Genomic DNA, 12,304 nt, shown 5'->3' on the forward strand with positions numbered 1-12,304 from the left:
TCTATATAGAACTGTAGTGGTAAGAAATGGAGTAGAAGTACGTGGATTTTCAAGCCGATGCGATAGACCGCGTCATTAAGAACGCCATCCAGGTGGTGGAGAACAGCAAATATCAGATGTTTGAGATTCTTGAGGCGGCCCGTGACGAACTTGCCTCTTTGAATCAGGAACTGCAGTATGTGATGAAGGAAACCATCGAGACGCTGCAAAAGGTGGATCAGCTGGAGCTGAACTACCGGCGTTCTCGCGTCCGGCTGACGGAAGTCAGCCGGGACTTCGTCCGTTACAAGGAGGATGACATCAGGCAGGCGTATGAAAAAGCGACGCAGCTTCAGCTTGATGTTATGATTTATCGTGAGAAGGAAATGTATCTCAAGGCCAGACGCGATGAATTGCAAAAGAGAGTCCGAAATGTTGAGAACTCTGTTGAACGTGCTGAATCCATCGGATCACAAATGGGTGTGGTACTGGAGTACTTGTCAGGCGAACTGGGACAGGTGACACGGATTATCGAAACGGCTAAGAACCGCCAGCTAATCGGTCTGAAAATCATACTGGCTCAGGAAGAGGAACGTAAACGTATTGCCCGCGAAATCCATGATGGTCCCGCGCAGCTGCTTGCCAATCTGGTCCTCCGCACGGAAATTGTGGAAAGAATGATGGTAAAGCAGGAATTTAAGATGGTGCAGGACGAAATATTAGATTTGAAGGGACAAGTGCGCTCCAGCCTAGAAGAAATGCGGAAGGTTATCTTTAACCTGAGGCCCATGGCACTCGATGATTTGGGGCTGATCCCGACAATGCGGAAATATGTGCATGATTTTGAGGAAAAGACCAAAATCCGCACGATTTTCGAAACACGGGGGAAAGAACACCGCCTCTCTTCCGCGATGGAAGCAGCCATATACCGTTTGGTACAGGAAGCGCTCAGCAATGCGGCCAAGCATGCCTACCCGACCTATGTGGTAGTCGAAATTACATACCAGGCGCAGTTGGTCAAAATTGTTGTTCAGGACAATGGCCTAGGCTTTAAAGTCGAGCTTCTGGAGCAGAAATCGAAAGATCATTTCGGGCTGATCGGCATGCGTGAGAGGGTAGAGCTTCTCGAAGGAAGAATGGAACTTGAATCCGCAGAGAACCAGGGTACAAAGATCGTAATCCATATCCCAACGAACGTGGAGAAGGGGAAGGAGTAACAGGATGGAAAACAGGGATTCTGGCAAAACAACCATTAAAGTCCTCTTGGCTGACGATCATCAATTGTTTCGCGAGGGTCTGAAGCGCATTTTGAATATGGAGGATGACATTGAGGTCATCGGCGAATGCGGGGACGGCATTCAGGTATTGGAATTTTGCAATGAAATCAAGCCGGACATCGTGCTGATGGATATTAATATGCCTGTCGAGAACGGCGTGGAGGCAACCGAGAAACTGCGCGAGCTTTTCCCGGATGTGAAAGTTATTATCTTATCCATTCATGATGACGAAAGCTATGTATTCGAAACGCTGCGCAAAGGCGCGAATGGATACCTGCTGAAGGATATGGAGGCAGAGTCGCTTATTAATGCGATCCGCTCCGTACAAGAAGGGTATGCTTTTATCCATCCCAAAGTAACGGGCAAGCTGATTCAACAGCTGCGCCGCATGACCTTCCTCAACGAGACAGGTGCTATGACGGAGAGCGGCGTGAAGGAAGCGGGCGTGAAATTCGTAGCGGGCGAGAACAATCCGTTAACCCGCCGTGAAGCGGAAGTGCTGCGATTGATGGCTGAGGGCAAGAGCAACAAGATGATCGGCGAGTATCTCTTTATCAGCGAGAAGACGGTTAAGAACCATGTCAGCAGCATTCTGCAAAAGATGGAGGTTGACGACCGCACACAAGCGGTAATCAACTCGATCAAATATGGTTGGGTAACCCTTTAAATTCGGGTATATGTAATTTTGGTTTTATTGTAAATGATTGTGAAAATTACCACTGGATATAGGCGGCGGCCGTGACCCTCGAAAAGGGTGCGGGCTAATGATGCGCTTACATTCACCGACCTCATCTTACCAGCATATAGTGTTGGTATAACAGGGAGGTGAGTCTGCATGCTGACCCCGCTAATGTGGATCTTGACGGTATATGCGCTTGCTGCTGTGGCGGTTCATGTCTACCATGCCTGGCAAAAGCGCAGGAATACACGCCGGATTCACTATATTCTGGTGACTTCCAATCATGAACGACAGATTGAATGGTATATTCGGGCCCTTGGACTGTATGCTTTGTTTACAGGTAAGCGGCTTGGGCTAACGGTGCTGGACCTCAATTCGGATGATGACACACTTGGCATTATTCAGCGATTAGAGGGAATCGCGGGCGTTGAGCTTTCGATATCGAAGGATTTTTCGATATTGAGCCGTGGCGGAGAGCCGAATGTAAAGATTATCGATTTACGAAATCCGCATGCAGCGGGGCATATTCCATATGTATAGGATAGGGCCTGCGGCTGACAGCGGCATATTAAGAAATACAAGGTGAAGCACACTTATGTACGGGTTAACCGTGGGGTGTGCTTTTTTGCTGTTTGGATGTGCGGCTTGATCCGGGGCAATCGTGTGAGATGGAGTAAGGCTACTGCGCTCGGTTGTGGATTAAAAAATCGTTGATGGGTATGCATCTTGGGAAAACATGAATTACCCACAGGCTTAAAGTCGCTAAAAAGGGGAGAAGCCTGCTGGAAAGCTAATAATGGCACAGCAAACTGTGAATGATGGGGATGAATCTGTGGGTTTGTGGATGGATATGGTGCGTGGCGGAAAGAAAAGTGAAGACAAGAGGGGAGGACTGTGGACAAGTATGGATATAGATGGAGCTCCACAGTTTTGTGCATACTGAAGGTTTTAAAATGATGTTTAAAAAGGCTGTAAAAATCGGATTTTTAACGGTGAAGTCCATTTTGGCGATGGATCGAAAGGAGTTGGACGGGTGCGGCTGGCAGTTTATGGCCTGTGGAACGGGAGAAGTTGGACGATTAAACGATCGCTGGATATGAGGGTAGACGTGCTGTGGTGGGTCCGGAACAGAGAAAAGCTCGGCAGGTCTGGGAAAATGGTATTTCCGTCTGACGCAATAGCGTTCAGTCATGCACTTGAAATCGGGGAAACATTTGCGGAGCAGGCGGGCATGGGGAACTGGAGTTTGGATGAGTGGCATGCTTGGGTCATAGAGCTGTTGGGGGAAGCGAGCGTAGGGGCTGGGAAGAAGCGGAAGGCAGAGGTACCAGGGCGTGTGGATCTTTCATTTGGAGCGGGCGCTGCATCCTTGGGAGATTCCATATCGAACCAAAATGGGTTTGCAGGATGGATATGGAATCTGCATGAAGCGGCTCCGGACGACGTGCACCGGCTGCTCGCCGAGCCAGCGGGAGCAGGCCGGATGGATGCAGCTCTTCATACGGCAGGCGGCATGGCTGAGCTGGATGGACAAGCCGTGCTGCTAAATCAACTGCTGCAGGGGCGATCACTGCTTGCTTCGGAAGTGGACGCGCTGCTGGAGGAGATGGCGCCCTGGCTTGCGGGCGCCTGGTTCAGTGCTGCGCAGCTGGCCAGCCTGCAGGGCCGGCTGGCGCTTGACGCGGGCGTGGCGGCGGATGCCCGCCCGGGGGAGCGCGGCCCGCTTCGCTTGGGCCGCCAAGGGCTACCCCGCTGCCGGCGCTGCGGCAGCGAAGCCACCGGCCGCACGGCATGCGCCGCGTGCGGCCGCGCGGACTGCGCCTACTGCGAGGCATGCCTCGCGCTCGGGCGCAGCCGCGCCTGCTCGCTGCTGCTGCGCACAGCAGCGGGAGGGCACCCGGCCGTGCGTGCCGCGGCCGGGCAATCCACCGCCGCGGTGCGCGGGCGGTGGGGGCTTAGCGCAGCGCAGGGCGATGCCGCCTGCGCTGCACTGGGTTTCCTGGCGGAGCCGCCCCGCAGGGGCTCCGCCGAGAGGAGCGGCCGCAAGTGGTGGCCGCTCGCTGTACACGCCGGGCACATTCAGCCCGTCGGCAAACCCTTCGCGCCCTCCCGCTTTCTCCTTTGGGCCGTGACGGGCGCGGGCAAAACCGAGATGATCTTCCCCCTGCTAAGCTCGATTCTCGAACAAGGCGGCCGCGTGCTGGTGGCCACGCCCCGCCGGGATGTGGTGTTGGAACTGGCCCCGCGGCTTGCGAAAGCTTTCAGTGATACGAGGATTGTCACGTTATACGGCGGTAGTACGGAGCGATGGCAGGCAGGGGAACTCACGCTGGCAACAACGCACCAGCTCATGCGTTTTTACCAGGCTTTTGATCTAGTCGTCATCGATGAGCTGGACGCTTTTCCCTACCACAATGACCCCATGTTGGCATTTGCTGCACAGAACGCTTGCAAGCCGGATGGGAAGTTTGTCTACTTGTCAGCTACGCCGCCCCGGCCGCTGCAACGGGAGGCCGTGCGTGGAACGCTGCAGCATGCCAAGGTGCCGGTCCGCTTTCACGGCCATCCGCTGCCGGTGCCGAAGCGAATTAGCGTAAAGAGCATCGAACAGTGCCTCCGGCAGCCCCTACTTTTAAAGCGACTCACAGAAGTTCTTAGGCAATCGCTAGAGCGGGATGCCCAGGTTTTTCTGTTTGTGTCGCGTATTCGTCACATCGACCCGCTCGTTCGCATTCTCTGCCGTACTTTTGATGGCTACCGTATTGAAGGTACTTCATCAGAGGACCCACTTCGCGCAGCGAAAGTCGTAAGCTTCCGAGAGCGGGAGATCCGGCTGCTGGTGACGACGACCATTTTAGAGCGGGGAGTCACGGTTCCGCGCAGCGATGTTTTTATAGCAGATGCAGACAGCGGGCTTTTTGATGAGGCGTCTTTGGTCCAGATGGCCGGCAGGGCCGGGCGTTCCTCTGAAGATCCGGCGGGAAGGGTGATCTTTGCTTCTCCGCAATGGACGATATCGCAGAAAAGGGCGGTCCAACAGATTGTAGGCATGAACCGGATTGCCAGGAAGAATGGATATTTGAAAGAGCTGTAGTTTTAAAAATTACAAATTTGGACCATACCTCACCGTATTCGAAATCTCACGGGTTCGTTTTATTTAACTCTTTGTATTTTGTCGATAACATCGAAATCAACCGACAGGAGGTTACCTCGTGCACTCCCTTCGCTCCTCTATATCTTTTTTTGTTCGCGATCTGCTTGCACCTCCCGGAGACATTTGCCTCACATGCGGAAGCCGAAGCAGATTGACACGAGAATGGCCCGGTATTTGCGAACGATGTGCTTCAGCCATTCCTTGGATCGACAGACCGCGTTGTCCCTATTGCGGCAGAGCATTTGGCTGTCCGGATTGTCTGCGGAGGGAGGCGCAGCACCGGTCTTTTGTGTTGAATCGCAGCGCCGTGCAGTACAATGAAACCATGAGAGAATGGCTGGCCCAATATAAGTATAGGGGACATGAGAGATATGCCCCCTTATTGATCAAGATGATAAGCCGTGCTTTGATTCGGATGCAGCAGGAGATTTCTTTTCAGCTCAATCACCATCAAGCAGGTAGCAGAGAAATATGGAAGCCGCATCTTGTAACCTTCGTTCCCGTCAGTAGGGAGCGCCTCACCGAACGCGGTTTTAACCAGGCTGAAGTACTCGCTGTAGGAATAGGGGAATTGCATAAGCTGCCGGTCGTCCCTTTGCTGGTTCGGAGCGAGCATACGGGCAAACAAAGCTTTAAGACAAGGCAAGAACGTATTGATTCCATGAAGCATGCATTTGATATCGAGCCGAGAGGCTTTGAGTATCTGCAACATACGGTTATTTCCAATCCCATCACTTCTACAAAAGCTGCGAAATATACTACACGAAGTATAGAGTGTCTGCGTATCCTGTTGATAGATGATATTTACACGACAGGCAGTACGATTAACACCTGCGCAGCGGTTATCCAAGGAGAAATGCAACGTTGCCCTGATATAACTACAGAGGTGTATAGTTTGACATGGGCGCGCTCATAACCGACAAATTTTGCTAAAAACATGCCGATTTCGTGAAAAGGGATGGACGAGGCAACGTTGAATCATGTAAGCTATATATGTTTAGGATGGTTCAGGAATTTCTATACAGTTTCTTCTAGATATCAGTGAGAAGGAAACGTAGTTTTCCGTATAGAGTACATAGCATGAATCTTTCCGGAATTCACTTTGTAAAGAACGAAGGGGGCGTAATCGTGAATCTGGCAAACTGTCCTCGCTGCGGCAGATTGTTTGCGGCTAATTTTAAAGACATGTGCCCAAACTGCATCAAAGAAATTGAGCACGAATATGAAAAGTGTGTTCAATACCTGCGTGAGGAAAAGGGCGCAACGATTCAGGAGCTGTCGGAGGCTACCGAAGTTTCTATCAAGCAAATCACCCGATTCATCCGGGAAGGCCGGATCTCGGTGATGAATGCGCCGAATTTAATGTATCCCTGCGAAGTATGCGGAAACTTGATCCGTGATGGACATATGTGCGACTCTTGCCGCTCACGCCTGACCAAAGAACTGAATCAGGCCATGCATGAAGAGGCAAATAAGGATTCAGGCACTAAAAAACAGGGCGATGCAACCTATCGGGCTGTCGATAAATTTCATAAATAACAGACTAGCGCACTAAAAACATATACAACTATAAATAATGTTTCATTTATGACCGATAAACTTAGTAAAGATTATCGGTTTTTTACGTTGGTCTGGCGTGAAGCACCCGCCTGGATGCCATAATTATACGTACCCAAGAAACGCTTGAGGCGTCCTTATATATTTGAAAGAAGGTGGAAGATATGAAAATTAATGATACCGGAAGAGTTGGTGGAGTTAACCCTTATCAACGGAATATGGAGACTCAGCGGCAGGAAGCGAAAAAGATGGAGCGCCGCAAGGATGAAGTATCCATTTCCTCGGAGGCGATCGAAATGCTGGAGGCTCAGGAGCGCAGCACCGACCCTGATCGAGTACAACGGATTCAAGACCTCAAACAGCAGGTATCCTCCGGCACCTATCATGTAGAAGCAGGAAAAATTGCCGAGAAGCTCATGCCGTATTTTAAGTCTTTTCCAAATAAGTAGGGGGCGCTTATGCCATTACAACCATTAATAGAATCATTGGTCAGACTGAACGATGAGCATAAATCCATGCTTAAGTTGGCGCAGGGCAAGAAAGATGCGGTTATGAACAATGATGTTGACAATTTAATTCAAATACTTAATCATGAATCGCGATTAATGAAAAGAATTGATCAGCTTGAAAATGAAAGACAAGAACATTGCTATGCTTATATAAGAGAGAAAGGAATCAAGTCTCTATTAAATCTGAATTTAACGGAGTTATCACGACTTGTTTTTGATCCTCAAGAAAAGCAGCAGTTAAAGGATATACAGTTGGAGCTCGCCAACACATTGCATGAATTGAAGCAATTAAACGATCTGAATCAGCAGTTGATTAGCCAGGCCTTGGCTTTCGTGGATTATTCTTTAGATCTTCTTGGTGCGTCTCCGGGTGATGAACCAACCTATGCGCATCCTGCTGGAAAGACGAATAGTACAAATCGGGCTGGTCTATTCGATGCAAAGGCCTAATTTAGAGATTCTGAGGAGGATATATGACTTCTACATTTCATTCAGTGGAAACTGCGAAACGAAGCCTGTTTACTCAAACAGCTGCATTAAATACTACTGGTCATAATATTGCTAACGCCAATACTGCGGGTTTTACACGCCAGCGGGTCAATATGGTGGCTTCAAAACCGATCGAAGCATACGGAATGACTCACTCAACAGTTCCGGGACAGCTCGGAACAGGCGTAGAGTTTTCATCCGTAGAGCGAATAAGAGAATCTTTTTTGGATGAACAATATCGCAATGAAAACAAAGCTCTTGGCAATTGGAATATTCAATATGATACATTGGATAAACTTCAAACCATTATAAATGAGCCTTCTGATACAGGAATTAGCAGCTTAATAAATAATTTTTATAAGTCATGGTCTGATCTGAGTAAGGATCCAGAGAATGTCACGAACCGGAAGATTGTCAAGGAAACAACTCTTGCCCTAACTGATGCTTTGAATCATACAAGTAAGCAGCTGACGGACTTAAATAGTGATCTTACCAATAGCATTGATCTAAATGCCAGCAAGCTTAACTCCATGCTCTCTTCCATTTCAGATCTGAATAATCAAATAACACGTATTGAAAGCTCAGGTAGTGACAATGCCAATGATCTTCGAGATCAAAGAGACTTGCTGGTTGATCAATTATCTAGCTTAGTAAACGTAAAAGTAACCGAAATGCCTGATGGATACCAGGTTACGATGGGAAGCCAGGTTCTGGTGGAAGGCAGCATAGCGAATCAGGTAAGTTCGGAGACACTGCAACAAGCTTACGCAAGCGGCGATTTGAACAGCGGTGAAGTGTATGGCACGTTTGTTTCGAGAGATCGTTATGTTGCAGATTATCAAAAGCAATTGGATCAACTTGCTAATACACTTGTTAATGGTGACATTCAAATTACGATTCCTGCTGGCTCCGTTCTACCTGAGGGGACAGTTTTAGATGGTAAAACCTATACTGGTGCAGGAAGAACCTTATCTTCAGATTTAACGGTTACTGTGAAAGGTATTAATGGTCTTCATAAGCTCGGTTATGGTTTAAATGAAGGGAAACCAGTGGCTGGTGGGGATTTCTTCTCTGCCAAAGGTGATGGTCCTGTTACAGCGGCCAATATTACATTGAATCAAGCGATTATAGATAATCCGAGTTTGATTGCATCTTCAATGAGAACGATGGGAACCGATCCGAATGAACAAGTCGTAAAAGGGAACAACGGGCTGGCTATTCTCATGTCCAATTTGAAAGATACGAAATTCGACTTTGGGGGTGGACTCACTGCACCAACTACGGTTGATGACTACTTTAAAGCTATTGTTGGTCAGGTGGGAGTGCAGGCCAATGAGGCCAAACGCCAAGCAGAGAATGCCCAGGTACTAACGACTCAGGTTGATCAAAGAAGACAGTCAGTAAGCGGAGTTTCCCTTGATGAAGAAATGTCCAATATGATCATGTTCCAGCATGCTTATTCTGCTGCCGCGAGGGTTATGACGACGTTCGATGAAATGCTTGATAAATTGATTAACGGAACGGGCGTTGTTGGACGCTAACCTAGGGGGGTAAAAAATGTCGTTACGTGTTACTTCTAATATGATGAGCACACAGCTGATGCATAATTTGAATCATAATTTAAATGCTATGTCAGATCAGCAGAATCAGATGTCGACTGGCCGTAAACTGAATAAACCTTCAGATGATCCGGTGGGCGTCACTTATGCCCTTCGTTACCGCTCCGAACTTTCATCCAATGACCAATATCAACGTAACGTTGATGCAGCTTTGGGATGGTTGGATACGACGGATTCGGTCATGTCACAATCGGAGGCTGTTATGAGCAGAATTAAAGCACTTACGGTTCAGGCAAGCACGGGAAGCAATCCTCAAACAGCCCTTGATAGTATCGAATCGGAGCTCCAACAATTGAAGCAGCAACTGGGGGAGCTTGGAAACACTCAGTACAACGGAAAATATATTTTCAATGGCCAAACTTATGACAAACAGCCTTATAACCTAGGAGATCCGACTTCTCTTGCTGGAACGGACACGGATACAAGTGGTGTAGAATATACCGTTGGTCAGGGTGTAACATTTCAGATTAATACGTCGGGAAATGAGTTTTTTGGCAGTAAGAGTGAGGATGACAACATATTTAATGTTATTGACAAGCTATCTACCGCTATGAAAAACGGTAAATATGATGATATTTCCAAAGAGGCAGCCAATATCGATTCAAGATTGCAGAAAATGGTTTCAGTACATGCTGAGGTCGGAGCTAGAACCAATCGAGTGGAGTTAATGCAAAATCGTTTGAGTGATGAGAATCTCAATCTTACTAAGTTGCAATCCAAAACAGAAGATGCGGATATCGCTAAATTGACAATTCAATCTTCCGTGTCTGCTAATATTTATCAGGCATCTTTATCTGTAGGAGCGAAGATCATTTCCCCTACATTGGTTGATTTCATTCGATAGAAAACGGATAAAAAAGATATATAATGAAGCTATGAACAATATGCGTTCGTAGCTTTTTTATTACAGGAGGAATTAAACATTTATGCATGTTCCTAATATGGAGAATGAAGAAGTTCGAGTGAAAGAGGAAGTTTTTGAATTTAAAAATGGTATACCAGGTTTTGAACAGTATAATCGATATATGATTCAATCCCATGACGAGTATTTTTCGATTCTGCAATCTGTTGAGAATGAGGGAGTTGCTTTTATTATTACCAACCCCTTTATATTTTTTAATGAGTACGAATTTGAATTGTCAGATAATGACCAAGAGTTGCTTGGTATTACAAATATCAAAGATGTGGTTGTCCGTTCAATTGTTACTTGGGGGGATGACCCCACCAAGACCACAACCAATCTTATGGCTCCGATTATTCTAAACGTTCAAAATAAACGAGGCAGACAGGTTGTGCTGTATCCGACGCCATATAACTCTAAGCATCCGTTGTTAATACAGGATAGCGGCAAGAAGGGCGGAGAAGAATAATGCTTGTTCTTACAAGAAAAAAAGGCGAGGCTCTTGTGATATCGGAAAATATAGAGCTTACCATTTTAGGCATAGAAGGAGATACAGTGAAAATTGGCGTTAGTGCCCCTAGAGATATAGAAATTTATCGGAAGGAAATTTACCTTTCTATTCAAGAAAGTAATTCTGAAGCAACGTCAGAACCTCAGGAATTACTCCGCAAGTTATCAGAATGGAAGGATTCCCATAAATAATATAAAAAAAATATTTTCTCTATTAACAAAATTTCCTCTACCACCGATATAAATTATAGAGAGGTTTGAAACGGGCGGCCGACCTTCAAACCGTTCACCACAAGGATGTGGGAACTTTACAATTCAGGGAGGAAATTAAAAATGATTATCAACCACAATATTCCAGCTTTGAACACTCACCGTAACATGGGTCTGAACACTAACGCAGCAAGCAAAAACATGGAGAAATTGTCTTCCGGTCTGCGCATCAACCGCGCTGCTGACGACGCTGCTGGTTTGTCCATCTCCGAATCCATGCGCGGTCAAATCCGTGGTCTCGAGCAAGCTCAACGTAACGCTCAAGACGGTATCTCTTTCGTACAGACAGCTGAGGGTGCAATGAACGAAGTAAGCTCCATGCTGACTCGTATGAAAGAACTGAATGTTCAAAAATCGAGTGGAACATACAGCTCTAACGATAAAGCAAACATCAATGAAGAGCTGAAAGAACTGGGTGCTCAAATCGATAACATCATGACTAAGACAACCTTTAACGGTATCAGCATCACTAAAGGTGCTACAATCACCGTTAATGACAAAGCAACTGGTTCGATCACCATTGGTACTATTTCTACTACAGGCTTTAGTGGTTTGGGTTCCAATACTAATCTGTCGGCAATTGAAACAGCTATTAATAATGTGTCTACACAACGCGCTAAATTAGGTGCTGTTCAAAACCGTCTGGAGTACACTTCCAACAACATCGGTACAACTGTTGAGAATCTGACTGCTGCCGAATCCCGTATCCGTGATACTGATATGGCGAAGGAAATGGTTGCACTGTCCAAAAACAACATCTTGCTGCAAGCTTCGCAATCGATGCTGGCTCAAGCGAATTCTGCTCCACAAGGAATTCTGTCTGTACTTCGTTAATATCTTTTTCTCGAAAAGAGGCCCTGTTTACAAGGCCTCTTTTTTGCTGTTTCGTCTTTATAAATCAATGATTTATACCGATATATACAATAACAACTTGAATCGAAGAAACTGGTGATCAATACCTTGCTTTCAATATAAGGGAGGGAATATTTTGTGGACAATCGGATATCGGTCAATAGTCCAGTAATGGGATTGGGAAAGCCGACTTCATCCAAAGGTAGTTCAGAAGAAGTCGTACTAAATACTGAAGTTATTTCGTCAAACATGTCTTACCCTACTGGAAAGCTTTCAAATGATCAGGTGCAGGCAGTTCAACAGATAGAAAAGGCTATTAAGGCTGTGCAAGGTCCGGAAAAATCATTTGAAATTTCTGTTCACAAAGGAACGCATGCCATTATGGTAAAAGTTTTTAATAAAGAAACAGGTGATTTAATTCGAGAAATTCCACAAGAGAAGCTACTTGATGTAGCAGCAAGCATGATGGAGATGAATGGATTAATTATTGACAAAAAAGCATAACTAA

At 46.7% G+C, this 12,304-nt stretch carries 16 protein-coding genes and 1 pseudogene; all 17 read left to right on the forward strand.

The window, feature by feature from the left end:
* Nucleotides 1-41: 41 nt before the first annotated feature.
* The 17 genes and pseudogenes from GRF59_RS23670 to GRF59_RS23735 all read left to right on the forward strand — a co-directional run bounded on the left by GRF59_RS23670 (nucleotide 42) and on the right by GRF59_RS23735 (nucleotide 12,300).
* Nucleotides 42-1,196, forward strand: a complete 1,155-nt coding sequence (locus GRF59_RS23670; protein ID WP_160500167.1) for a histidine kinase — start codon at nucleotides 42-44, stop codon at nucleotides 1,194-1,196.
* A gap of 4 nt (nucleotides 1,197-1,200) precedes the next feature.
* Entirely contained in the window at nucleotides 1,201-1,923 is a 723-nt protein-coding gene (locus GRF59_RS23675; protein WP_160500168.1) for a response regulator transcription factor, read from the forward strand.
* 168 nt (nucleotides 1,924-2,091) lie between these two features.
* Nucleotides 2,092-2,475, forward strand: coding sequence for a hypothetical protein (locus tag GRF59_RS23680; RefSeq protein WP_160500169.1), 384 nt, complete (start codon nucleotides 2,092-2,094; stop codon nucleotides 2,473-2,475).
* Between the two features lie 413 nt (nucleotides 2,476-2,888).
* Complete coding sequence (locus GRF59_RS29500) at nucleotides 2,889-3,035, forward strand: hypothetical protein (protein WP_202128824.1); 147 nt, start codon at nucleotides 2,889-2,891, stop codon at nucleotides 3,033-3,035.
* Between the two features lie 234 nt (nucleotides 3,036-3,269).
* The gene (locus GRF59_RS30165; RefSeq protein WP_341480130.1) at nucleotides 3,270-3,482 is read left to right on the forward strand and encodes a hypothetical protein; all 213 of its coding nucleotides are present in this window, start codon (nucleotides 3,270-3,272) and stop codon (nucleotides 3,480-3,482) included.
* 65 nt (nucleotides 3,483-3,547) lie between these two features.
* Nucleotides 3,548-5,029 (forward strand): annotated as a pseudogene (locus GRF59_RS23685) (helicase-related protein); the annotation flags it as partial.
* A 192-nt stretch (nucleotides 5,030-5,221) separates the two neighbouring features.
* On the forward strand, nucleotides 5,222-5,410 hold the full coding sequence (locus GRF59_RS29840) for a hypothetical protein (protein WP_237391998.1): 189 nt from the start codon (nucleotides 5,222-5,224) through the stop codon (nucleotides 5,408-5,410).
* The gene (locus GRF59_RS23690) at nucleotides 5,397-6,005 is read left to right on the forward strand and encodes a ComF family protein (protein ID WP_237391999.1); all 609 of its coding nucleotides are present in this window, start codon (nucleotides 5,397-5,399) and stop codon (nucleotides 6,003-6,005) included. Before GRF59_RS29840 ends, GRF59_RS23690 begins: the two co-directional genes overlap by 14 nt.
* 212 nt (nucleotides 6,006-6,217) lie before the next feature.
* Nucleotides 6,218-6,628, forward strand: coding sequence for a TIGR03826 family flagellar region protein (locus GRF59_RS23695; protein WP_160500303.1), 411 nt, complete (start codon nucleotides 6,218-6,220; stop codon nucleotides 6,626-6,628).
* Between the two features lie 182 nt (nucleotides 6,629-6,810).
* The gene (flgM, locus tag GRF59_RS23700; protein WP_160500172.1) at nucleotides 6,811-7,095 is read left to right on the forward strand and encodes a flagellar biosynthesis anti-sigma factor FlgM; all 285 of its coding nucleotides are present in this window, start codon (nucleotides 6,811-6,813) and stop codon (nucleotides 7,093-7,095) included.
* A 9-nt stretch (nucleotides 7,096-7,104) separates the two neighbouring features.
* The gene (locus GRF59_RS23705; RefSeq protein ID WP_160500173.1) at nucleotides 7,105-7,605 is read left to right on the forward strand and encodes a flagellar protein FlgN; all 501 of its coding nucleotides are present in this window, start codon (nucleotides 7,105-7,107) and stop codon (nucleotides 7,603-7,605) included.
* Between the two features lie 23 nt (nucleotides 7,606-7,628).
* Entirely contained in the window at nucleotides 7,629-9,185 is a 1,557-nt protein-coding gene (flgK, locus tag GRF59_RS23710) for a flagellar hook-associated protein FlgK (RefSeq protein WP_160500174.1), read from the forward strand.
* A gap of 16 nt (nucleotides 9,186-9,201) precedes the next feature.
* Nucleotides 9,202-10,107 (forward strand): flagellar hook-associated protein FlgL, encoded by a 906-nt coding sequence (gene flgL, locus GRF59_RS23715; RefSeq protein WP_160500175.1) that lies wholly within the window; start codon nucleotides 9,202-9,204, stop codon nucleotides 10,105-10,107.
* An 82-nt stretch (nucleotides 10,108-10,189) separates the two neighbouring features.
* The gene (fliW, locus tag GRF59_RS23720; protein ID WP_237392000.1) at nucleotides 10,190-10,633 is read left to right on the forward strand and encodes a flagellar assembly protein FliW; all 444 of its coding nucleotides are present in this window, start codon (nucleotides 10,190-10,192) and stop codon (nucleotides 10,631-10,633) included.
* Nucleotides 10,633-10,866 (forward strand): carbon storage regulator CsrA, encoded by a 234-nt coding sequence (gene csrA / locus GRF59_RS23725; protein ID WP_160500177.1) that lies wholly within the window; start codon nucleotides 10,633-10,635, stop codon nucleotides 10,864-10,866. Before fliW ends, csrA begins: the two co-directional genes overlap by 1 nt.
* Before the next feature lie 141 nt (nucleotides 10,867-11,007).
* Nucleotides 11,008-11,778: a flagellin N-terminal helical domain-containing protein gene (locus tag GRF59_RS23730; protein WP_160500178.1), complete on the forward strand. Its 771-nt coding sequence runs from the start codon at nucleotides 11,008-11,010 to the stop codon at nucleotides 11,776-11,778.
* A gap of 156 nt (nucleotides 11,779-11,934) precedes the next feature.
* Nucleotides 11,935-12,300 (forward strand): flagellar protein FlaG, encoded by a 366-nt coding sequence (locus tag GRF59_RS23735; RefSeq protein WP_341480131.1) that lies wholly within the window; start codon nucleotides 11,935-11,937, stop codon nucleotides 12,298-12,300.
* Nucleotides 12,301-12,304: the final 4 nt, after the last annotated feature.

This window comes from Paenibacillus dendrobii (assembly GCF_009807035.1).
Lineage (GTDB): Bacteria > Bacillota > Bacilli > Paenibacillales > Paenibacillaceae > Paenibacillus_AQ > Paenibacillus_AQ dendrobii.